This is a genomic window from Shewanella sp. MEBiC00475 (genome assembly GCF_005234075.1).
In the GTDB taxonomy this organism is placed as follows: Bacteria; Pseudomonadota; Gammaproteobacteria; order Enterobacterales; family Shewanellaceae; genus Shewanella; species Shewanella polaris.
Genome location: NZ_CP039928.1, coordinates 3,595,832 through 3,620,336, shown reverse-complemented (window position 1 = coordinate 3,620,336; position 24,505 = coordinate 3,595,832). Strand labels below are relative to the sequence as shown.

Annotated in this window: 20 protein-coding genes; 7 read left to right on the top strand and 13 right to left on the bottom strand. The window is 41.6% G+C overall.

The genetic code is table 11. The features are described 5' to 3' along the window. Positions 1 to 692: 692 nt before the first annotated feature. Complete coding sequence (purL, locus tag FCN25_RS16155; RefSeq protein WP_137226442.1) at positions 693 to 4,574, bottom strand: phosphoribosylformylglycinamidine synthase; 3,882 nt, start codon at positions 4,572 to 4,574, stop codon at positions 693 to 695. Positions 4,575 to 4,929: 355 nt separating this feature from the next. Between purL and mltF the strand changes: the two genes are divergently transcribed. Then, positions 4,930 to 6,360, top strand: a complete 1,431-nt coding sequence (gene mltF / locus FCN25_RS16150) for a membrane-bound lytic murein transglycosylase MltF (protein ID WP_137226441.1) — start codon at positions 4,930 to 4,932, stop codon at positions 6,358 to 6,360. 326 nt (positions 6,361 to 6,686) lie between these two features. On the opposite strand, the gene tadA is transcribed toward mltF, so the two are convergent. The 3 genes from tadA to guaB form a co-directional block, all read right to left on the bottom strand. Beyond that, on the bottom strand, positions 6,687 to 7,175 hold the full coding sequence (tadA, locus tag FCN25_RS16145; protein ID WP_167496107.1) for a tRNA adenosine(34) deaminase TadA: 489 nt from the start codon (positions 7,173 to 7,175) through the stop codon (positions 6,687 to 6,689). A 199-nt stretch (positions 7,176 to 7,374) separates the two neighbouring features. Continuing rightward, positions 7,375 to 8,952 carry a glutamine-hydrolyzing GMP synthase gene (gene guaA / locus FCN25_RS16140; RefSeq protein WP_137226439.1) on the bottom strand — a complete coding sequence of 526 codons (1,578 nt, stop codon included), beginning with the start codon at positions 8,950 to 8,952 and terminating at the stop codon, positions 7,375 to 7,377. Positions 8,953 to 9,056: 104 nt separating this feature from the next. Beyond that, entirely contained in the window at positions 9,057 to 10,523 is a 1,467-nt protein-coding gene (gene guaB / locus FCN25_RS16135) for an IMP dehydrogenase (RefSeq protein WP_137226438.1), read from the bottom strand. A 118-nt stretch (positions 10,524 to 10,641) separates the two neighbouring features. Between guaB and xseA the strand changes: the two genes are divergently transcribed. Further along, positions 10,642 to 11,970 (top strand): exodeoxyribonuclease VII large subunit, encoded by a 1,329-nt coding sequence (gene xseA / locus FCN25_RS16130; protein WP_137226437.1) that lies wholly within the window; start codon positions 10,642 to 10,644, stop codon positions 11,968 to 11,970. A gap of 126 nt (positions 11,971 to 12,096) precedes the next feature. On the opposite strand, the gene FCN25_RS16125 is transcribed toward xseA, so the two are convergent. Both FCN25_RS16125 and FCN25_RS16120 read right to left on the bottom strand, forming a co-directional pair. Next, on the bottom strand, positions 12,097 to 12,774 hold the full coding sequence (locus FCN25_RS16125) for an OmpA family protein (protein ID WP_137226436.1): 678 nt from the start codon (positions 12,772 to 12,774) through the stop codon (positions 12,097 to 12,099). 140 nt (positions 12,775 to 12,914) lie between these two features. Next, positions 12,915 to 13,796 (bottom strand): choice-of-anchor H family protein, encoded by an 882-nt coding sequence (locus FCN25_RS16120; protein ID WP_137226435.1) that lies wholly within the window; start codon positions 13,794 to 13,796, stop codon positions 12,915 to 12,917. Between the two features lie 305 nt (positions 13,797 to 14,101). Between FCN25_RS16120 and FCN25_RS16115 the strand changes: the two genes are divergently transcribed. The 4 genes from FCN25_RS16115 (at position 14,102) to FCN25_RS16100 (ending at position 18,049) form a co-directional block, all read left to right on the top strand. Further along, positions 14,102 to 14,443: a PepSY domain-containing protein gene (locus tag FCN25_RS16115; protein ID WP_240778322.1), complete on the top strand. Its 342-nt coding sequence runs from the start codon at positions 14,102 to 14,104 to the stop codon at positions 14,441 to 14,443. 3 nt (positions 14,444 to 14,446) lie between these two features. Continuing rightward, complete coding sequence (locus FCN25_RS16110) at positions 14,447 to 15,130, top strand: response regulator transcription factor (protein ID WP_137226434.1); 684 nt, start codon at positions 14,447 to 14,449, stop codon at positions 15,128 to 15,130. After that, positions 15,123 to 16,448, top strand: coding sequence for an ATP-binding protein (locus FCN25_RS16105; RefSeq protein WP_137226433.1), 1,326 nt, complete (start codon positions 15,123 to 15,125; stop codon positions 16,446 to 16,448). The genes FCN25_RS16110 and FCN25_RS16105 overlap by 8 nt, the downstream gene beginning before the upstream one ends. 179 nt (positions 16,449 to 16,627) lie before the next feature. After that, a complete protein-coding gene (locus FCN25_RS16100) occupies positions 16,628 to 18,049 on the top strand; it encodes a DUF3300 domain-containing protein (RefSeq protein ID WP_175405888.1) in 1,422 nt (473 codons plus the stop codon). A 73-nt stretch (positions 18,050 to 18,122) separates the two neighbouring features. Here the strand turns inward: FCN25_RS16100 and FCN25_RS16095 are convergent, their stop codons facing one another. From FCN25_RS16095 to FCN25_RS16065, 7 genes are all read right to left on the bottom strand, one after another. Further along, positions 18,123 to 19,526 (bottom strand): ATP-binding protein, encoded by a 1,404-nt coding sequence (locus FCN25_RS16095; RefSeq protein WP_137226431.1) that lies wholly within the window; start codon positions 19,524 to 19,526, stop codon positions 18,123 to 18,125. Positions 19,527 to 19,594: 68 nt separating this feature from the next. Next, entirely contained in the window at positions 19,595 to 20,254 is a 660-nt protein-coding gene (locus FCN25_RS16090) for a response regulator transcription factor (protein ID WP_137226430.1), read from the bottom strand. Positions 20,255 to 20,270: 16 nt separating this feature from the next. Beyond that, a complete protein-coding gene (locus FCN25_RS16085) occupies positions 20,271 to 21,167 on the bottom strand; it encodes an FAD:protein FMN transferase (protein ID WP_137226429.1) in 897 nt (298 codons plus the stop codon). Positions 21,168 to 21,223: 56 nt separating this feature from the next. Beyond that, positions 21,224 to 22,522, bottom strand: coding sequence for a DUF3570 domain-containing protein (locus tag FCN25_RS16080; protein ID WP_137226428.1), 1,299 nt, complete (start codon positions 22,520 to 22,522; stop codon positions 21,224 to 21,226). Next, entirely contained in the window at positions 22,513 to 22,752 is a 240-nt protein-coding gene (locus tag FCN25_RS16075; RefSeq protein WP_167496033.1) for a DUF4266 domain-containing protein, read from the bottom strand. The genes FCN25_RS16080 and FCN25_RS16075 overlap by 10 nt, the downstream gene beginning before the upstream one ends. A 4-nt stretch (positions 22,753 to 22,756) precedes the next feature. After that, complete coding sequence (locus FCN25_RS16070) at positions 22,757 to 23,266, bottom strand: TlpA disulfide reductase family protein (RefSeq protein WP_240778324.1); 510 nt, start codon at positions 23,264 to 23,266, stop codon at positions 22,757 to 22,759. 131 nt (positions 23,267 to 23,397) lie between these two features. After that, the gene (locus tag FCN25_RS16065) at positions 23,398 to 23,964 is read right to left on the bottom strand and encodes a cytochrome b/b6 domain-containing protein (protein ID WP_137226427.1); all 567 of its coding nucleotides are present in this window, start codon (positions 23,962 to 23,964) and stop codon (positions 23,398 to 23,400) included. Between the two features lie 136 nt (positions 23,965 to 24,100). On the opposite strand from FCN25_RS16065, the gene FCN25_RS16060 reads away from it, so the two are divergent. Continuing rightward, positions 24,101 to 24,502 carry a hypothetical protein gene (locus FCN25_RS16060; RefSeq protein ID WP_137226426.1) on the top strand — a complete coding sequence of 134 codons (402 nt, stop codon included), beginning with the start codon at positions 24,101 to 24,103 and terminating at the stop codon, positions 24,500 to 24,502. Positions 24,503 to 24,505: the final 3 nt, after the last annotated feature.

Sequence of the window (24,505 nt, the reverse complement as noted above, 5' to 3'; positions counted from 1 at the left end):
ACAACAACACTAATTTTACAATACTTTAAAAAAACAAAATCATTAGAATAACTAATGTCAAATATCATTTTTTCTCGTTTGAAGACAATAATGTTGAACCGTATAATTAATGCACAGTTAAGAAGACGCATACTGAGTGAGCAAGGCGTCGTAGTCTTAATCCATCATCACCTAATATTAAGAGATTCAGTTATGACTCAATTATTTGAAAATATTGCCAACTTGTATAAACGTGCTTTTACTGAAATGTTTACAGCTAAAGAATTGAAATAAGTTAGATCACTTTTTTAGCTACACAGTGTTAGTGGTTATTTTTGTTAGCGCAGAAATCATATTAACCGGCAATCGTTATTACCCTAATATAACGATACAGAAAACCCCATAGAGTTAATCTATGGGGTTTTTCTTTATGACGAACAATAACGCCGCGAACTAAACTAACTCTTATCCTAAACTGAGCGCTAACCTACTTCTCAAACCTAGCTCTAAACAGAAGACTAAACTTAGCTCTAAACTTAGCTCTAAACTAAGTATTAATATACGTTACATGATCGGCCAAGATCATGTAAAAATCATACAGACAGCCATCGCTAACTGCATAAATTGAATAGTTATTAAATACCCAGCCAATAAAAAGACGACTCAATTGAGTCGCCTTAGTACTTTACTTAAGCTAGGTTGTTGATTTGGTATTAACCAATCTTAACCCGTGCATTACGGAACATCCGCATCCATGGGCTGTCTTCACCCCAGTTATCTGGATGCCATGAGTTGGCAACGGTTCTAAATACACGCTCAGGGTGCGGCATCATAATCGTAACGCGACCATCAGTAGTACAAATACCGGTTAACCCATTAGCAGAACCATTTGGGTTTTCTGGGTACTGAGTGGCAATTTGACCATGACCATCGACATAACGTAGCGCAATAGTGCCAGAAGCTTCTGCATTTGCCAGTGCTTGTGCGTTGGCAAATTCAGCCAAACCTTCACCATGAGAGACTGCGATAGGCATACGCGAACCGACCATACCGTCAAAGAATACCGACGGTGTTTGCTGCACTTCAACCAAGCTGAATCGCGCTTCAAAACGCTCTGAACGGTTACGCACAAAATGCGGCCAATGTTCACTGCCTGGAATAATTTGTTTCAAGTTAGACAACATTTGACAACCATTACACACACCAAGTGCAATGCTTGAATCACGTTCAAAGAAACGGCTAAACTCATCGCGGGCACGATCATTAAACAGGATCGATTTTGCCCAACCTTCACCAGCACCGAGAACGTCACCGTATGAGAACCCACCACAAGCCACAAGGCCTTGAAATTCTTCTAAACTAATTCGTCCAGATAAGATATCCGACATGTGCACGTCACGACTTTCAAAACCCGCACGGTCAAATGCAGCTGCCATTTCAACATGGGAGTTAACCCCCTGCTCACGTAAAATAGCCATTTTAGGTGCTGCACCTTTAAGAATATAAGGTGCGGCCACATCTTCACTTGGGTTAAAGCCTAATTTAACCGTTAGACCTGGCGCATCAGCTTGCTGTTTAAGTTCATACTCTTCGCGTGCGCATTCTGGGTTGTCACGTAGTGCTTGCAAGCGATAGGTAGTTTCTGACCACAAGGTACGTAATGCCGTACGACTATCGGTAAAGATAACTCGCTCGCCATCGTTAATGCTAATTTTGTCTGTTGCTTGTAAACCACCAATGTGATGACACGTTACGCCTTTAGCCTCAAATCGCGCGGTAATGGCTTTAACATCAGCAGCACTAACTTGAATAACGGCACCGAGTTCTTCGTTAAATAGACGTTCTAAATCAGTACCACTCAAACTAACTAAATCAATAGTTAACCCTGTATTACCAGCAAATGCCATTTCCACTAAGGTGGTAAATAAACCGCCGTCACTGCGGTCGTGATAAGCCATAACAGCTTGATCAGCGACTAGCTGCTGCATCACTTCAAAGAAGCCCGCTAAGTTAGCGGTAATATCCAATGTTGGTGCTATGTCACCTAGCTCACTGTAAACCTGCGCCAAGCAAGAACCGCCTAAACGGTTTTGACCATTACTTAGGTCCAGCATTAATAATGCGCTGTCACCTTTATCACTGCGAAGCTCTGGCGTTACCGTTTTACGAATATCTTGCACTACACCAAAAGCGGTGATGACTAACGACATTGGCGATGTAACAGTTTTCTGGGTACCATTATCTTCCCATGCGGTTTTCATCGACATGGAGTCTTTACCGACCGGAATAGTAATACCAAGTTCTGGACAAAGGTCTTCACCAATCGCTTTAACGGCTTGATATAAACCCGCATCTTCACCTGGGTGACCTGCTGGCGACATCCAGTTGGCAGACAATTTAATACGCTTGAACGAGCCAATATCAGTACCGGCAATGTTCATAATCGACTCAGCAACGGCCATACGGGCAGAGGCGTCAAAGTCGAGTAAGGCTAACGGAGTACGCTCACCCATAGACATTGCTTCACCGCAGTAACTGTCATAACTTGATGCGGTTACCGCACAGTCGGCTACTGGAACCTGCCATGGGCCCACCATTTGGTCGCGATTCACTAAACCAGTAACGGAGCGATCACCAATGGTGATAAGGAAGGTTTTGTCTGCCACGGTTGGCAAAGTTAAAATGCGCTTAACGGCATCTTTTAGCTCAATTTTAGTTTGATCTAACGCTGGCGATACCGCTTGAGCCGTCACTACATCACGGCTCATTTTAGGTGCTTTGCCTAATAAAACTTCAAGCGGTAAATCAATCGGCTTGTTGTTAAAGTGACTGTCGGCAAGGGTTAAATGCATTTCTGCTGTCGCTTCACCAACCACTGCAAATGGTGCGCGTTCACGGGCACAAATATCAGCAAACTGTTGTAAGTTCTCTGGCGCAACCGATAACACATAACGTTCTTGTGATTCATTACACCAAATTTCAAGCGGGCTCATGCCAGGCTCATCAGAAGGAACATTCCGTAAATTGAATACCCCACCACGGTCTGCATCATTCACTAATTCAGGGAATGCATTTGATAATCCACCCGCACCCACATCGTGAATAAATTGAATTGGATTGGTGTCACCTAACTGCCAGCAGCGGTCGATCACTTCCTGACAACGGCGTTCCATTTCTGGATTTTCACGTTGTACAGATGCAAAATCTAAATCTTCGCTAGACTGACCAGATGTCATTGAAGATGCTGCGCCGCCACCTAAACCAATGTTCATTGCAGGTCCGCCAAGCACAATGAGCTTAGCGCCAATGGTGATTTCGCCTTTTTGAACATGATCTTCACGGATATTACCTAAGCCACCAGCAATCATAATGGGTTTATGATAACCACGAACTTCAACACCATTATGACTAGAGACTAATTGCTCGTAAGTACGGAAATAACCCGTAATAGCTGGGCGACCAAATTCGTTGTTAAATGCGGCACCGCCTAGTGGGCCTTCAAGCATAATTTCAAGTGGCGTTACAATGCGATCTGGCTTGCCGTAATCGCCTTCCCATGGCTGTACAAAACCAGGGATTTTTAAATTAGAAACGGTAAAACCAGATAAACCCGCTTTAGGTTTAGAGCCTCGGCCTGTAGCACCTTCATCGCGAATTTCACCACCAGAGCCAGTAGCTGCACCAGGATATGGACTAATTGCAGTAGGATGATTGTGTGTTTCTACTTTCATCAATATATGCATTGGTTCGGAGTGGTAGTTGTAAATACCATCGGGATCAGGGAAAAAACGACCCGCAACAGAACCCGTCATCACCGCGGCATTATCTTTGTAAGCTGATAACACGTAATCTGGTGTGACTTCAAAAGTGTTTTTAATCATTTTGAATAATGACTTTGGCTGCACTTCGCCATCGATTGTCCAATCAGCATTAAAGATTTTGTGGCGACAATGTTCTGAGTTTGCTTGAGCAAACATCATTAATTCGATGTCGTTTGGGTTGCGCTTTAAACGTACAAAGTTTTCAACTAAATAGTCAATTTCATCATCAGCAAGCGCCAAGCCTAACTTCACGTTTGCCACTTCTAATGCGCGACGACCTTCTGCAAGAATATTCACACTGCTGAATTTTGCTGGTTCAGTGTGAGCAAATAATACTTCTGCAGCTTCAAATGCTGGCAACATGACTTCAACCATGCGGTCATGCAATAAACCATTCAGTTGTTTTTGTTGCTCTGCCGTTAATACAGGGGCTTCAACATAATAAGCAATACCACGCTCAAGACGCTTAACCTTACTTAAACCACAGTTATGGGCAATATCGGTTGCTTTAGATGACCAAGGAGAAATAGTACCAGGACGCGGAGTAACAAATAACAAAGTGCCTTGTGGCGCATGGGACTCAATTGCTGGCCCGTAGGTAAGAATGGTTTCTAACTGTAGACGCTCATTATCATCTAGTGGTTCATTCAAATCAGCTAAATGAACATATTCAGCATAAATTTGCGATACAGGAAGCGCTGCATTTTCGCAAGCCTCCATGAATTTTTGAACTCTAAATGCAGATAGTGCTGGGGCTCCGCGAATGATTTCCATCACGTCTATTCACCTTATAATATAGGAGGATCAGAATTGGCGCTATTATAAGGAATTGCACACTACAAATCACCTTTAAGGACCAGTAAAAACAGTGTTTCCTGATAGGGAAAATATCTCATCCAAGTAATGCTAAATTGAATAACATAATCACTTTACCTTTTAACAAAAAACAACCACAAAATGCTGCTTATTTGTTCAACTATAGGCGTTTAGGAAAACTCCTGATAAAGTAACCAAAAAAACACCCTAACCCCCTACATATTTAAAGGCTATTCAACCGGTATTACATTCGTTTCTTACGTACTACTCTCGTGAAATGAACGAAACAACTTAAGATAACCAATTAATAAATATGATCAAAACCTTATTCATCATTTTAATTTGCGGGATATTATCCGCCTGTCAACCTGTTGATATTCAAAAAGTTGATATTGCTGCGCCCGCACTAAAGCGTACCGAATTAAGGGTAGGGACCTTGTATGGCCCACAGATTTATCTTAATTCAGAACTGGGCGAAAGCGGATTCGACTTCGAAATGGCGCAACGTTTTGCTGATTATTTATCTCTCCCTTTAAAAATGATCCCGTATACCAATCGCAAGCAACTTTTTGCGGCATTAAAAGATAACAAGATTGACATTATCGCTGCTGGTATCGCTAAAACCCCAAACCGCAGTCAACAATTTAAAATGGGACCGACCTTATATAAAGTCAATCAAGTATTGGTTTATAAAGAAGGAACACCTGAGCCCAAAGATATTAGCACCTTGTCGGGTGAAATCACCGTTATGGCTAACTCATCTTCAGTCAACACGTTAACTAAGTTACAAAAAGACTATCCAGATTTGTTGTGGAACCAAGTCAACGACAAAGACAATGAAGAATTGTTTGCATTAATAGCCAATGGTGAACTTAACTACACGATTTCAGATTCTAATAGCTTATTGATCAACCAGCGTTTTTTACCTGAATTGCGCGCAGGAATGATTTTAGAAGAAAAAGTCGAAGTGGTGTGGCTGTTACCGCCTAATAATAGCGATCGTTTAATGAGTCGATTATTGGCCTTTTGGCATAAAGAAAGGCGCGCGGGGACTCTTGAACATTTAAACGAAAAATATTTTGGCCATGTTAAACGCTTTGATTATGTCGATACACGCGCCTTTATCCGTGCAATCGATAATATCCTTCCAGAATACCGTAGCTTTTTCGAGCAATATTCAGGCGAATTAGATTGGCGTAAATTGGCCGCTGCTAGTTATCAAGAATCACATTGGAACCCCAGTGCTCGCTCACCTACAGGGGTGAGAGGCATGATGATGCTAACTCAACCCACCGCCAGTTATGTGGGTGTTGATGACCGATTAGATGCTGAACAAAGTATACGTGGTGGCGCATTTTATTTAAAAGACATGATGGAAAGGTTGCCAGATTCTATTCCGGAAGCCCAACGAATTTGGTTCGCATTAGCCTCTTATAATATCGGTTTAGGCCATGTTGAGGATGCGCGTCGATTAGCGGAATCAATGGAAATGGATCCCAGCGCTTGGCGTGACGTTAAAAAAGTATTGCCTTTGCTACAACAATCTAAATATTACAAACAAACACGCTATGGCTATGCCCGCGGCAGTGAGGCGGTTCACTATGTCGACAGTATTCGTCGTTACTATGACACTTTAGTTTGGGTCGATAATCAAACCAAGAAGTTGGAACCGATGGAAGGTAATGGACAAATTGAAGTGATTGCAGAAGAAGACTCAACCAATATTAAAGTATCGGCAGAATAATAATGGTGTATAAAAGAGGAATTCAATTAAATCTAACGCATAATCGTCACAAAAAGAGCGTATGATGTCACCGAATTTATCAATATAAAGCATGCGAGTTAAGTATGCATTTATTTAGAACATCTGTGAGATTAGCCAATATTAAGGATTCACGGTATGAGAAGAAGAGCTTTAAACAATACCATTTCACGTCGCCGCGTTATGCAAAAACTACACAAAATCCGTATTAGAACCCGCATAAGGGCACACTTTTTACTCATTCACAGTCACGAAACTTAATCACACACTATTTAGCTATACCGTTAAACAAACACATAGAACAGCACTCAATCAGGCAATTTTCTCGCTAACTGTTTGAGTGCTTTTTTTTCTGCTCGACGGCGCTTAAAAAACAAACTTAATTGCTCCGCACATTGCGCGGCTAGCACGCCAGAAGTCACATCAAGCTGATGATTGAAAGCAGGATGTTGTAATAAATTAATTACGCTACCTGCTGCGCCTGTTTTTAAATCATCTGCACCATACACTATCCTGGTAATGCGACTGTGGATCATAGCTCCTGCGCACATAGTGCAAGGTTCTAACGTGACATATAAAGTGGTGTCCAGCATACGATAGTTTTCCAGTACCTTGCCTGCTTGGCGGATACATTCCATCTCGGCATGTGCTGTTGGGTCGTGATTAACAATACTTAAATTACAACCACTGGCAATTAAAACATCGTCTTTAACCAACACAGCACCAACGGGCACCTCACCTTGTTGCTCGGCTTGCTCAGCAAGTTGCATCGCTACGCGCATCCACTTTTCATCAATGGCTAACTGAACATGATTCACTTGGGGAGCGGCAATGTCATTATCAACATCAGCAAGAGGCCAAGGTTCGGTTGAAACGGCTGCCTTTGGGGTATCTGTCACTCTATTAACCTAGGTAATTGTTATGTTCACTATTCTAGCAAATAAAAAAGACGCCGCAGCGTCTTTTTTAAATCAAACTAGGTTTAATCTTACAGGGTTATTCCCATTCGATTGTTGCAGGCGGCTTACCTGAAATATCATAAACTACACGTGAAATACCATCGACTTCATTGATAATACGGTTTGAAACGCGACCTAAGAAATCATACGGTAAATGTGCCCAATGCGCAGTCATAAAGTCGATTGTTTCTACCGCACGCAACGATACAACCCAATCATATTTACGACCATCGCCCATTACACCTACCGAACGAACTGGTAAAAATACCGTAAAGGCTTGGCTAACTTTATTATACAAATCTGCTTTATGCAGTTCTTCAATAAAGATAGCATCTGCACTGCGCAATAAATCACAATACTCTTTTTTGACTTCGCCAAGTACACGAACACCTAAACCAGGCCCAGGAAAAGGATGACGATAAAGCATATTGTAAGGCAAGCCTAACTCTAAACCGATCTTACGCACTTCATCTTTAAATAATTCACGTAATGGCTCTACTAAACCCATTTTCATATCGGCAGGTAACCCGCCAACATTGTGGTGCGACTTAATCACATGGGCTTTACCCGTTGCACTGCCCGCTGATTCAATTACATCTGGATAAATGGTGCCTTGAGCTAACCATTTAGCATTAGCACATTTCTTTGATTCTTCATCGAAGATTTCAACAAATACACGACCAATAATTTTACGCTTAGCTTCTGGCTCAGCTTCACCAGCCATTGCATCTAAGAAACGGTTTTCGGCATCTACGTGAACAATATTCAATCCAAAGTGATCGCCAAACATTTCTAATACTTGATCAGCTTCATTCAAACGTAATAAACCGTTATCAACGAACACACATGTTAATTTGTCGCCAATGGCGCGGTGTAATAACATCGCCACAACCGATGAATCAACACCGCCAGACAAGCCTAGAATAACTTCGTCATCGCCAATTTGTTTTTTAAGACGCTCAATGGCATCTTCAATGATTGATGACGGTTTCCAATTGGCTTTACAGTTACAAATGTCTAACGCAAAATGCTCTAGCATGCGCTGACCTTGACGAGTATGAGTCACCTCAGGATGAAACTGTACACCGTAAAAACCTTTCTCCTCATTGGACATAGCAGCAAAAGGGCAAGTTGCTGTGGTCGCGACTGTCACAAATCCTTCTGGAATAGCCGATACTTTGTCACCGTGACTCATCCACACATCAAGTAATGATTTACCCTCTTCACTTACAGCGTCTTCAATGCTGCTGAACAATGCTGATGCGGTTTGCAGTTCTATTTGGGCATAACCAAACTCGCCTTCACCAATGCCTTTAATTACTTTACCGCCAAGCTGTTCTGACATGGTTTGCATGCCATAACAAATACCCAATACCGGTACTCCAGCAGTAAACACATATTCAGGAGCTCGTGGTGAATTGTCTGCGGTGACACTTTCAGGGCCACCAGCCAAAATAATACCATTTGGGGCAAACTCACGAATTTGCGCTTCGCTCACATCCCACGCCCATAACTCACAATACACACCAATTTCACGGATACGACGCGCAATAAGTTGAGTGTACTGAGAACCAAAATCGAGGATTAGAATCTTATGATCGTGAATATTACTCATGAATAACCTTTACATATTAATTAATTGTAATAACTCGCATCCAACTGATGCGGGCAAATTAGCGCTAATAAAACAAGGGCGACATAACGTCGCCCTTACAGTAATTATGAACGATAGTTTGGTGCTTCTTTGGTAATGGTCACGTCATGTACGTGTGACTCACCCATACCTGCTGAAGTGACTCTTACAAACTGTGCTTTTTCATTTAAATCTTTAATGGTAGCGCAACCCGTTAAGCCCATACATGAACGCAAGCCGCCCATGTGTTGGTGAATAATTTCTTTCAACTTACCTTTGTACGGCACACGACCTTCAACACCTTCAGGTACGAGTTTGTCTGCAGCGTTGTCGCTTTGGAAGTAACGATCAGATGAACCTTGAGTTTGGCCCATTGCGCCCAGAGATCCCATACCACGGTAAGACTTATAAGCACGACCTTGGTAAAGTTCAGTTTCACCTGGAGCTTCTTCAGTACCAGCAAACATAGAACCCGCCATGATGCATGATGCACCTGCGGCTAATGCTTTAGCTAAGTCGCCAGAAAAACGAATACCGCCATCTGCAATAACAGGAATGCCTAACGCAAGCACTGCTTCAGCAGCATCAGATACCGCAGTAATTTGCGGCACACCGACACCCGTTACAATACGAGTAGTACAAATTGAACCAGGGCCGATACCGACTTTAACGGCGTTAACGCCCGCTTCAACTAACGCTAATGCGCCAGAAGCCGTTGCCACATTGCCGCCAACAATTTGTAAATCTGGGTATTTAGCTCTGGTGTCACGAATGCGCTGTAATACACCTTCTGAGTGACCATGTGATGAGTCAATCAATAAAACGTCAACACCGGCTTTTACGAGTGCGTCAACACGCTCTTCATTGCCTGGGCCTGCACCAACTGCAGCGCCGACACGTAAACGACCTAATTCGTCTTTACATGCGTTTGGTTTGCGTTCCGCTTTTTCGAAATCTTTAACGGTAACTAAGCCTTTAAGTTTAAAGTTATGGTCAATCACTAAGATTTTTTCAATACGATGAGAATGCATTAATTTTTGCACTTCATCTAACTTCGTGCCTTCGATCACGGTAACCAAACGATCTTTAGGGGTCATCATGTCGGCAACCGTTTTGCTCCAGTCAGTCACAAAACGCACGTCACGACCAGTAATGATGCCCACAAGTTCGTGTGCATCATTCACCACAGGATAACCGGCAAAACCATTACGTTCAGTTAATAAACGTAAATCAGTTAAGGTTGTTGTAGGAGTAACGGTAACGGGGTCTTGAACAATACCGGCTTCATAACTTTTAACTTTACGGACTTCTTCGGCTTGTTGCTCAATACTCATGTTTTTATGAACAAACCCTAAACCACCTTCTTGCGCCATCGCGATCGCAAGACGAGATTCAGTCACCGTATCCATAGCAGCTGATACAAGTGGAATATTTAATTCAATTTTGTTCGTTAAACGAGTTTTAAGAACTGCGGTATTAGGGAGTACGGTCGAGTGGGCAGGAACCAACAAAACATCATCAAAGGTTAGTGCATCTTTCAGTAAACGTAGCATGGCAACATCTCCCTAGTAAGTAGGATTTTGAGTGAAATATTGCGGCGAGATTATACCTTGCATATTGCTATTGGTAAATGGAAAATAGAAATTTATTAACGTTAGAATGAGAACTCTCATGAGTGCCACAAAAAACAATGTTTACAGTGTGTCGCAATTAAATAGCGAAGTGAGGCATATTCTTGAAGGTCAAATCGGTAAAATTTGGCTAAATGGTGAAATATCAAACTTTTCGGCACCCAGTTCAGGACACTGGTATCTCACCTTGAAGGACTCTCATTCACAAGTTCGTTGTGCGATGTTTAAGGGCCGTAATCAATCGGTACGCTTTAAACCTATTAATGGCCAACAAGTATTAGTAAAAGGTGCAATCAGTGTTTACGAGCCACGTGGTGACTATCAGTTGCTGCTTGAGTCGATGCTGCCTGCTGGTGATGGGTTACTTGCACAAGAATTTGAAGCATTAAAACTTAAATTGGCTGCTGAAGGTTTATTTGCATTAGAAACCAAACGCCCTATTCCTGATAACATTCAACGTATTGGGGTGGTGACATCGGCAACTGGTGCGGCACTGCGAGATATATTGCATGTATTAGCTCGTAGGGATCCCTCTATCGAAGTGATTGTGTACCCTACTCAAGTGCAAGGTGCCACGGCCAGTCAATTAATCTGCCAAGCGATCGTCGCTGCAAACCAACGCATGGAAGTCGATGTTCTGTTGCTTACCCGTGGTGGTGGTTCATTAGAAGATTTATGGTGTTTCAATAGCGAACATTTAGCTCATGCTATTTATAACAGCGCCTTACCGATTATCAGTGCTGTCGGCCATGAAATAGATACCACCATTAGTGACTATGTTGCCGATGTTCGCGCGCCAACGCCATCCGCAGGTGCAGAGTTATTGTCAAAAGACAAAGGCAATAAAGCAGAAAAATTGGCGTTGTTGTTATCGCGTATGCAACAGGGCATGAAACATTACCAATTACAGCAGTATGGACGATTAACTCAGTTATCACATCAACTGCAACGCCATGAACCACAACGTAAACTGCAACAATTTGAACAGCGTTTTGATGAAATGCAAATGCGTTTAGAAAATGCCTTGCAGCATAAGCTCAGCCGGTTAACCCTACGCCACCAGCAATTACATAATCGCTTGCAGCAACGATCGCCGATTAATACCCTAACCTTGGAAACAAATCGATTGTCTTACCTGCAAACTCGTTTGGTTGATGTAATACAGCATAAATTGACTCAATCAGAGCAAAAGCTGACTAATGCAGCGCATCAGCTTGACACCGTGAGTCCGTTGGCCACATTAAGTCGTGGTTATTCAATAACGAAAGACAATAATGGCAAAGTATTATTTGATGTTGCCAATGTCAAATCGGGTGATGAAATTAACACTCAACTTGCACAAGGCAATTTAACCTCGATAGTTAAATAACTAAATAGCTATGATAAGTCGTGGTAAACACGCCACATAGATTGGTTAACGCGCAAATATAATCATAAAAAATGGCACAAAGTGAATCAATCACTTAGTGCCATTTTTGACTTAAATTTTAGCGAACTACTTGCCTATTGGCGTTAGCACTATTTCTACGCGGCGGTTTTGAGCTCGGCCACTTGCGGTAGCATTGCTTGCAATTGGGCTAGACTCACCCATGCCAGTAGACGATACGCGTGAACCACTGATGTTTTGGCTAGTGAGATACTGTGCAACTTCACTTGCTCGTACTTGAGATAAACGCAAGTTGTAAGAATCAGAACCCGAACTGTCGGTATAACCAATCACGTTTAAGCGAGTATCATCATATTCTTTAGCAACTAATACAACACTGTTTAATACTGATTTAGCACGTGAACTTAAGACAGTTTGATCAACGGCAAAGGTCACTTCATTGGGCATATTCAATACAATAGTGTCACCGTTGCGAGTCACACTCACACCCGTTGAACTGAGTTGTTTACGAAGCTCCGCCTCTTGCACATCCATATAATAACCAACACCGCCACCGACAGCAGCACCTGATGCAGCACCAATTAACGCACCTTTACCGCGATCGCTTTTACTTGATGAGGCAACACCAATGACTGCACCTGAAATGGCACCAATAATGGCACCATTAGTTGCTTTAGCATTTTCTGATTCGCCTGTATAAGGATTAGGTAATTGGCAACCAGATAACAACAGCGCCGAACCAATTAATGAACTGCATAACAATGATGCATTTAACTTTACTAACATACTCACTCCTAACGACTTATCCCTAATGAATAAGTCAAAACTGCCAAAATCAAAACTGCCAAAATCAAAACAAAAAAACTGATAAAATCAAAAATAGGCATTCTACCGTAGTTAAGACGTAGATAAGTAAAAAAGTTAGGTTATTTTTTATTAATCAAACGTCTACGAAACCCTGCAACCATCATTAATAAGCCAGCAGTTAACCAAGACAACGCCCCACCTGAATGTTCTGTTTCGATATAAATCTCTTCTACATAAACCGCATCACGATCACTACTTTCAAGCGGCAAAGCATAAAGAGCATTGGACTCATCGCTGCTAATGGTCGCCACAGGATCGGCATAACCCAACTCATACAAATCTATTAATACATCATAATGATCGGTTTGATAACCGCTGGCCAAGGTTGTAAGCACTTCGTAATCATCATCGCCAGAATTAGAATACAAACTAAAAACGTCAGTAGAGTAATAATGGATCCAAGGACCACCGTCTTGGCTTAAATATAACTCAGCAAATACATCGCTCTGAATATCACCGGCACTACTATTAATATCAGCATCAAAAGTCACACTAAACGTTTGATGAAAACCGTCATAATCGTTGTCTTCAAGTAAAAAAGAGTCGGCACCATAGAACGAGAAATCATAGTAAACCACCTGATTTTGCTGAGCCAAAACCCGCTGTTGCTGGCTTTCTTTAGTCGTTGCCTCTTTTTGATGCAAAGCCATCATTTGTTCACGAGTCACTTTTTGAGTGATTGCCGCACTAGCAGATAACACCGTTGCTTGCTGGTGCAGTTCTGCCACTCGCTGTTGAGTTTCAGTGTCTGAACTGATTGCTGAGGAATCAAGTTGGCGCGCTTGGCTAAAGGCACCACTCACTTGACTAGTAGACTCTTCAGCACTGAATGCCGCACTTGAACTTAGCCCTAACGCACAAGCAACACATAAGCTTAATCTCAATGTAAACGGTTTACGACTTGGGGCTAAGTTGATCATCTTATTTGAATGTTGTTTCATGGTTATTCCTCACAACCGTAAATGTTGCAATCATTAAAGCCCACTTAAAATGAACACAAGCTGAACATCAACTCCGCAGCATTATTTAATACCCAATAAGGCTGCTAATACTTGTTATTCAGTTAATGTTCATCTGTTAACACGTATACTGCACAGACAAAACATCCAGACATTGGTTAGTTTGAAATAAAGCGGTTTATATCGACTTATCACTTCTCTATATACTGAGTTGAGCTTAAGTAGATGTTTCTATATAGAAAGGGATCTTTTACACTGGTGATAATAAGGTTATTAGGATTAATACAATGCAGCGTATGCTCAAGCTCAGTGCCACTCTATTAGGCTTAATATTAGTGATACCATCACCCAGCTTTGCTGGTACTTCGCTGGTGTCTGCATTAAGTTCATCTGCAAGGTTACAGCTTGTCCCAGGCCCTAAAAATAATCGCCAAGACAATAATTTAGTAGTAACCAGTTCACAACAAGCCATTCAAATGGCCAAACGCAGTTATTCAGGCAAAGTGTTAAAAGTACAATCAGCTAACGTCAACGGACATCCAGGTTATCGAGTTAAATTACTCACCAATGATGGGGTGATTTTTTATGTGTCAATTGATGCCAGCAATGGATCAGTCACAAGGAACTAGCCCATGAGATTATTACTGGTCGAAGATGATTTAAACTTGCAAGGTAATATCAAACAGCATCTTATTGAAGCGCAGTATACTGTTGATGTCGCTAGCGATGGTGAAGAAGGTTTATTTCAAGCACAAGAATATCAATACGATGTGGCTATTATAGATGTTGGTTTACCTAAACTCGATGGCTTGTCATTAATCAGCCAATTGCGTGAGCAAAATATCAGCTACCCAATTATCATTTTAACCGCTCGAGACAGCTGGCAAGACAAAGTGGTTGGATTAGATGCTGGCGCTGATGATTATTTAAGTAAGCCGTTTCAACTAGAAGAATTAGTCGCCCGTATCAATGCGTTAATTAGGCGTTCGGTAGGTAAAGCCAGTCCGATGATCCAAAATGGTCCCTTTAGTATTAATACCCGCAGCTTAGAAATTAAAAAAAATCTCCAAAGCATTAATTTAAGTGGTTCTGAATACAAATTATTTGAATACCTAATGTTACATCCGGGTTCAGTGCATTCAAAAAGCAGTTTAATTGAACACATTTATGATCAAGATTTTGACCTAGACTCTAATGTGATTGAAGTGTTTATTCGTCGCTTACGTAAGAAGCTAGACCCAGACAATCAATATCAACTAATCGAAACGCTACGCGGCCAAGGTTATAGACTGCGTCAATTAGATCAAGATGCATAAACTACTCAACTCACTTAAAGTCCGCATTGTTATCAGTGCCTTATTACTGATTTTGGTGTTATTGCCCATTATCGGCATAACCGTAAACAATGCCTTTGAAAGCCAAATAAATGTTGCAGCAAAAAACCAATTAAAAGCTTATGTTTACTCTGTTTTAGCCATGGCTGAAGTAGAAGATAACCAATTACAAATGCCGACTCATTTACTTGAAAACCAGTTCAATGTAATTGGTTCAGGTCTTTATGCGTTAATCACCAAAGATAGCCAGTTGCTGTGGAGTTCCAATTCATTTCTCGGTCTAAATACTCCGATTAACTTACCCAAACCCGTAACCGGTAGAAGTACATTTGACTCGATATTGATTAATGACAAACCGCAATTGATATACAGTTTTAGCGTGAGTTTTGCCACCAGCGAACAGCCTTTTACGATGACGTTGCACATTATAAAAGACCAACAAGAATACCTACAACAAATCAAAAACTTCTCTAATACCTTGTGGACTTGGCTACTCATTTTAACCGCCTTGCTCGTTATCGTGCAGCTCAGCTGGTTACTATGGACCCTAAAACCATTAGGTCAATTTAGCCAAGAACTCAGTGCAGTAGAACAAGGTAATTCGATGCAGCTAAGTACCCATTACCCAGTGGAACTGCAAAAAGTGGCTCAACAATTAAATACCTTATTACAAACCGAACAAAATCAGCGTAAACGCTACCGCAATGCGTTAGCCGATTTAGCCCACAGTTTAAAAACACCTTTAGCGGTAATCCAAACTCAAGCTGATTTAAGTGAAACCTCGACAGAACAAATTAATCGCATAAACCAAATTATTGCCTACCAACTAACCCGAGCCCAAAGTGCTGCTGGAAGCGCTTGGCATTTAGGGGTTAATGTTGACAGTATTGCCGTTAGATTAGTGAGAACCTTGAGTAAGATATACCAACATCAAAATCTCACCATTGAGTATCACCCCAACAAACAAGCCCGCTTTAAAGGTGATGAAGCAGACTTAACAGAAATGCTCGGCAATGTGCTCGACAATGCCTGTAAAGCCGCTAAAACAAAGGTAATATTAACCCTTACACAGCAAGAAAATCAGCTGTGTATGTCGATTGAAGATGATGGTGAAGGTATTCCTTCAGATAAACAGCAACATATTTTTGAACGTGGGATCCGTGCAGACACTTACACTCAAGGCCACGGGATCGGACTGGCAATCGTCAGAGATCTTGTCGACAGTTATCACGGTAAACTGACGGTAGGTCAATCGGCATCATTAGGTGGTGCCAAATTTGAATTTACTTTCCAACAGTAAGCGCCTGCTTTAGGTTCCGACTACACATCATTTCTTTAATTTATTTATCTAGCTTCATCCTCTCGCTTATTCCTCTCCCATAGTTCTAGCATATTAATTACAGTCATTAGCTTTCAGCTTATGTTCATCTTCGACTCGTTATGATGACCCTAACAGTCATCAATGACACTGGAGATAACATGAAAAAAGCCATTCACGTACCCGCTCAGGCATTACTCGCCTTAGCCTTGGTTTGTATGCCATTAACACATGTGCAGGCAGCGCAACCAACAGAGTCATATACTTACACCGCCGAAGATGATGCGGTAAGTGATGCTGAATTAGCCCAAATGCTCGCACCAATTGCGCTATATCCAGACAGTTTATTAACTCATATCTTAATTGCGTCTACTTATCCTTTAGAAATTGTCCAAGCCAAACGTTGGTTATCAAGCCAAGGTAATAACGACACAAACCAAATAATGACAGCAGTAGAGACACAAGACTGGGACCCAAGCGTAAAAGCCTTGGTGGCCTTCCCTAATGTCCTCGATCGTTTAAATGATGATTTAGTTTGGACCCAAAGTGTCGGTGATGCCTTCCTACAAGATGAAGGCCGCATGCTAGACAGTATTCAAACCCTAAGACAACAAGCCGATGAAGCCAATAACTTAGCTGATCTTGAACAAGTGAAAGTCACCAGAGTTGAGCGCAGGATTATCATTGAATCCGTTCGTCCAGAAATCATTTATGTGCCTTATTACGACAGTCGTATCGTTTATGGTAACTGGCGCTGGAACCGTTACCCGCCAATTTATTGGAATGCACCAGCTTATGTGCATTATCGCCCTAACCACAGTGCCATTTATTGGAACAGCGGAGTACGCATTAACTTTAACTTCTTCTTTAGTGGTTTCCAGTGGCATGACCGCCGTGTGATTGTGGTACCTGTACGTCAACACTATCGTTACTACACGCCACGTAAAGTAAGTTACAGTAATGGTGCCCAACATTGGCAACATAAACCTAAACATCGCAAAGGGGTGGCATATCGCAGCCAGGTGATCAGCAAACGTTACAATGGTCATTATGAAAAGCGTAATCAACCAGTGAGTTATTCACGTGAACCTAAACGTCAACAGGTAAGCGACAGCGTTAAGCAAGACAAACGCAGCGAGAAAGCAGTGGTAAGAAGTGTGAACCGCAATGACCAAGCTAAACACAAAAGCACCCAGTTAAAACGCGAGTTAAGTCAGCAACGTCAACCGACTACAAACACTAAGTCATTTGATCGTAAAGGTGAGCCAATAAAATCAAGCTATAGTCGTCAACGCGATGTTGCCAAAACTAACCCTAGAAATGAGGCAAAATCAGTAGTTAATGTAACAAGTAAGCCAGGTACACAAACATTACAACAAGCTCAGCGTAACACCCGAGTTGAAAAAGCGCGTCAACCGCAAGTTAAGCAAACTAGCAGGAGTCAACCGCAAAAAACGCAAGTTCGCTCAACGACTAGATCTGCGCCTCAGCAGGCTTCACGCTCAGTGAGCAAGCAACGTGATAGTTCATCATCACGCACTAGCCAGTCAAGGGAAAATAAGTCGTCGAGAGAAAGACAGTAAGCAGTAATCAGGTAGCAGATAAAAACAATATGAGTCGATAACCTTTCTCATGTTGTTTTTATCGATTTAAAGCCTATGACTGTGCGCGAGGTAATACGATACACACATCCAGTCCATGAGGTTGTACCCGACTAAAAGTCAGCTCGCCATGATGTAAGCTGATAATGTGCTGACAAATAGACAATCCTAAACCCGCACCTTGTGAAGTGTTTTCATCGACACGATAAAATCGATTTTTGGCTAAAGCAATTTCCTCATCTGACATACCGCAACCTTGGTCAGCCACACAAATCATAGTCTGTTGCTCGTCCTGAGTAACCTTAATGCTTATCAATGATTCTGTAGGGCTATATTTACAGGCGTTTTCTATAATATTTTTCAGTACTAATTCAATGTAAAACGGATCGACATTGATGATCATATCTTTAGGCACAACGATATACCACTCGTAATCGGCAATGATATGTACTAACTGATTTATCACATTCTCTATAATATTCTGCAGCTTACAATCGGTTTTATTTAACGCCTCAATGGCATCAACTCGTGATAATAACAACAACTGCTCTACTGTATGGCTAATACGATTTACCCCCTCGCCTATAGCTTCAATGTAAGGCAAAGTAGCTTGCTTAACGTCTGGGGATTGACTGCTCAGCACGTCACTTAAACCGTCGCTGTGTAACTTAATAATGGCTAATGGGGTTTTAAGTTCATGGGCTGCATCGGCACTAAAGCGACGCTCACGGATCATAGTCTCGCTAATACGCAGTAGATAGCTGTTAAGCGCTTTTTGGGTTGATGCTAATTCCGTCGGTAAAGTGAAATTAATTGGGCTTAAGTCTTGGGCAGGACGCTTGTCTAAATGTCGCTCTAATAACTTAACTGGTTTAAATAAGTAATAGGTTAGCACCAACATAAAAAACATCATGATGGGGGTAATGATTAATGGCGCTCGCCAAGTGTTGCTGATGATTAATGACACTAACTCTTGCCTAACATCATCACGTTGTGCAGTAACAATCCATACCTGATGCGGCTCAGAGAAAAAACTGTACACATGCCATAATTCACGGTCAATTATACGAGTATCATAACCGGGGTTAAAAGTGGTTAATTGCTGCTCGCCAGAACTGTCAGAATACGCCAGTATCTGCCCGGTACTAGACAATAATTGAAAGGATAATTTGTGTTCATAAGACAAGGTATTAGGATTGGCTTGCTCAGCAAATGTTTCAATTTTCGAATCGTCAACATGAAATAAGATCGGCTGAGAGATCAATTGTGCCAACTGGTCTTCTGTAAGCTGATCCACATAAAACTGTTCAAGCATTTTAGCGGTTTGCACCATTTGTGCGTCAAATAACTCTTCAACTTCATGTTTGGCATCACGGGTGCTTAATATGCTCGAAAAGGTCACCGTGAGTACAATTCCCACCAGCATGATCAAACTTAATAATAATCGTAACGAAAACATAATATCCTTATTGCATTAAGTTCATCAATTTACTGGTAAGTATACAGAGCCCAATAGACCCAAATAAATTACACTATCTCATTTAAAATGTAACCGATGCCACGTACGGTTTTAATTAATTCAGTGGCGGTTTTTTTACGTAAATGATGTATATGCACTTCTATCGAGTTACTGCCCACTTCATCCCAACCATAAGTTAACTGCTCTAACTGATTTCGGGTTAATACACGCCCTGCCGATTGAGCGAATTCTAACAATAGTTGATATTCACGCCGAGAAAGTGAAATAAGTTGATCGCGAAAATGCACTTCACAGCGAGTGAAATCAATCGTTAATGCCCCATAACTGAATTGGTTATGGTCTAAACCATGTTGACGACGAATAATCGCTTTTAGTCTGGCAATCAGCTCTCTTACATCAAAAGGTTTACTTAAATAATCGTCGGCGCCAATATCTAAACACATTAAGCGGGTGTCAAAATCAGTGTTTGCGGTCAACACAATAATGGGTAACGAGATACCGTTTTTGCGCCACTGTTTTAATAAGTCCGCACCATTACCATCGGGTAAACTAAGATCCAAAATAATTGCACTAAAATCTTCATTGTTTAAGGCAACTTGAGCTTGATGAAATGATGCTAAATGATCAACCTGAATGCCTTCTTTAGCTAAGCTCATGACGATACCTTGCGCTAAAAGCTTATTATCTTCTACTAATAATACCCGCATTCATTATCCTTAATCATTAACGAAACACCTTAAAGTCGACACCTTGTTGCTGTAAAAAATCTTCCGCATCCGGTCCTTTTAACATCGACATAGTGGCTAACATGCCTGCCATAACACAATTTGGCGCCAATACTGTCACAGACAATGGTGCCAGCTCTATGGGGTAACCTGTTTTGGGGTTAATAATATGCCCATAACGTTTACCATCTACCTCAATATAGCGGCGAGTATTACCACTAGTGGCTAATGCCCCTTGGCGAATGGTTAAAAGTGCGGCGGCGTTATCAAGCTTATGAGGGTTCTCAATCCCCACCTGCCAACCATCACTTTTGATAATAGGGCAAGCAATATCACCACCAAAGTTGACTAATACCGAATGATTTGGCCAACGATTCACTAAAGTTTGTGCGGTGCGATCAACCGCATATTCCTTACCGATACCGCCAAAATCGACACTCATGTCTGCTGGCATACAAACGCTGTTGTCAGTTAATGCAATACGAGCAAAACCCACCTTACGCAAACTTGCATCAATCTCAGTTTGTAACGGCACACCATGGCTACCGTCAAAGCGCCACAACGCCATTAATGGACAAGCACTGATATCAAATGCCGATTCACTTAACTGAAAACACTGTTGAGCAAATTTAAATAAATGCACTGTTTCGGCATCGATCGGTGTGGTTTCACCTTGGGCATGGTTTAACTCCCACACTACGTTACCTTCAATAAAACGGCTGAATTTATGTTCTATACGCTTTGCTTCATCATAAGCAATGTTCAGCATTTGCCTCGCTATGTGCTCGTCATCAACCGCCATTAATAATTCACACGGACTAGCCATAGCGCTAAATGAACCTAAAAAGCCCCAAGGACGAGGCTGTAAGCTCATCACCTTTGGGGCTTTTGACATTGTTTTGATTGGTTCAAGCAAATTAAATTACTCTGTTTATTGATGATACGTTCATCTTAAAACGAATAACTCACTTGAGCTACTATCGCCTTCACAGAAGGAAATAAATCGTAGTTTTGTAGCTGACCAGGTATCTCAGTGCCATTATTTTCAGGATTTTGCTGATAATACTCAATACGATAACTTAGTTCATGGCCACCAGATAAATGCTGACCAAATTTAAGCCCTATGGTGTAAGCCGTCATATCACCAATGCGATAATCCGCGCTGGCATATTCAGGTATTGCATCGCCACTCATCAAAAATGGTTGATAAAACTCAGCGGCTTGCTGCTGGTAATAACGTAAGTGCAATTGTGCGTACATAGTTGGGCTAAAATTATAGCGGTAATGCGTTTCTAAAGTATGCGATTGAATTTCCCAATCATCAGTACTATAGCGATATGAAAAATCAACTACCCCTGAATCCAATGCACCTTTGGTGAGTAAAAACACACTGTGTTTAAGGCGTGAGTCTGGACGATTCTCATAACGGTAGGATTGAGTTACACCATTAACATCAACTTCACTTAAGATTTTATATGGATCAGTCATGTAGCCTGACACACTTGATAAACCATAATTAGCTTGCATCAACCAATTACGATTAATAATCTGAGTCACACCAAACATAATATCGCTAGTTTGTTTAGTATCATCACCGGCCAAACGAGTTTGATCAAAGGCCGCTTGATAATCGGCATCGTTGTCATAATTGCCACGAAACACCATTTCTGACATTGCAACAGGGCGACCGCCAACGGGATCGACAACATCATTGGTAAAGGCACCCGATAACGACAACGTAGTATTATTTTTATTAAAACTACGCTCAAGGCCGCCATTAATACCCATAGATAAATAATCAAATTCTTTCGAACCATATACACCAATATTACCGGTCCAATCTTGATTGATCACTTCTTGCCAATTAGCGCTTAACTGAACGCGAGTATCATGAAAAGTATCGTCCAGCGGAGTATCACCAGCAGCAACTGTGTATTGTCCATCACCCGATGGACGAGTAAAGGTTTGGCTTTCAGCTTGAGCGACAGCACCTGAAGCCGACGCACCAGTTAAGCTGTCGACAACGATCTTCATATCCAATAGAGATGTATCACCAAAGGCTTTTTGTACGTTACCTATGGCTTCAGTAGCTTGTACACGGTCTTGCTCGCCATAGTACATAATGGCAGCATCTACCTTCCAATCATCATTGGCAGGAATAGGTTCTGCAGCATTGGCCTGTTGGCTCAATAAACTACAACTTGCTAACGCCAATGCACTGGCAATACTTTGCTTAGATGTTAGTTGCATCCACAACCTCCGCCCGCTAATGAACGACCACCACTGGTGCCTTCTTTACTAAAATAAATATGATCATCTAATGCGAGATCGAGTTTTTCACTATTCAAAGCCATATCGGCACGAGCTAATTGGTCTTTTTCCCAAGGCTGTACTCCTAGGCTAGAACATCCAACCAAACTACTGGCAATAGCTAATGCGACTGCAGCCTTGGCAAAGGGGTGATATAACGCTTTTGTCATGAATTTACTCCTGTAACAACATTTGGATTTCTTGCTCGTAGGCGGGAATGTTTTCGGTAAAAAATCCCATATGAGTTTGGACTAATTCACCTTTACGATTAAACAAAAAGCTACTTGGCATACCTTGTAACTCAAATGCTTGGGCAATATCACCTTCAGGGTCAAAACGAAGATTAAATTGTGCTGGCAGCTTGCTCAAAAACTCATGGGCTAATGCGGTATCAACATCAAGATTAATGGCTACAACCTCTAAACCTTGCTGTTGATATTTAGCCTGGATGGCATTCATCCACGGAAATGATTTACGGCACGGAGCACACCAAGAAGCCCAAAAATCAACATAAACAACTTTACCGGCAAATTGCTGTAAACTGACCGACTGCCCTTGCTGATCCATCACCTTATTATCTAATGATGGCGCGGCTTGAGCCGTTATGCTTAGTCCAAGCCCTAAAGCCAAACTAAATGCAGCAACGTTAAACTTCCCTAAGTGTGAAAATAACTTCTTTAACATTATACTTCTGCCTAATGACTTAATAGACAACAAAGTAAGTTATCAATCTTAAGGTTTACTTAAGTAACGAAACTGAGCAAACTAAATAGCGAGTTAGAGCAACTATTGCCCTAACCCATTAACAGGAAAAGTTACCCACCAATCATCTTCGACACTAAGCCTTTTTCGTGACCCGATTCTGCCACTAAAATACCAGCCAAATGTAAACTAATAAAAGGAACGAAATACCATAATGCCAACTTATGAATTGTTTCAGCCTGTTGTTCTATTACTTCAGGACCAAACTTGAGTAACAAACCTGTAATTACCGATAACGCAACGCCAGCATAGAACACCCAATACACCCATGCCTGAAACTTTTGCTTGGTTGTCGCTTGGCTCGAAAATGGTGACGGATAATGCAAACCAAACTTGGCCATATAAATAAATCGTGCTGACACAAACACCCCCACAGCATAACCAAAATAGATATGCCACTGGAACATAACGCCACGAATACTTTTGGCAATCGTTACTGCTTGCTTGTCGGTAATCATCACATCGATTTTCGCTAAGCCTTGATGAATTATGGCGGCCATGTGGTTTTTCTCCATCCACCCAAGCCTTAATAATACGGTTAATAACATCACCATCATGGTCAATGCCAATCCCCAATGAATAAGACGATGAAGTAACGGGTAAGTAGTCTGTGTTTGCATATAAACCTCGGTAGGATTGCGATGATGGGTCCATTATCACGCCAAAATCTTAACAATCACTTATGGATAACAATAATCGAAAAAGAATCTAAAACATGACATTATGACGATAAAATAACGATGAACGGAATCACACATGACTCATTTTTTTCAAAAAACTCGGCAGGTGGCATTATTCCTCGCCGGTATAGGCACGTCATTAGGCGGACTTTATACTTTATTCCCGCTGTGGGCAGTCGAAAATCTTAACCAACTAACCTATCAGCCCAGTGACACGATATTTATTCAGCATTGGGGATTTATGGTATTAATGGTAGGGTGTAGCTTTTTTATTGCGATGGTGCGTTCAACTTGGATAAAGCCGCTGTTTTGCATTGCGCTCATTGAAAAGCTGTTTTTTGTTAGCCTGGTATTGAGTCATGCCAATCAAGATTTTGTCGATGGATTTTGGTTATCAATGGTAATGGACAGTATTATATGTACTTACATTGCCGCATATTTATGGTGGTGTCGAACTACTGGTGATTTAACGTCTTAAGAT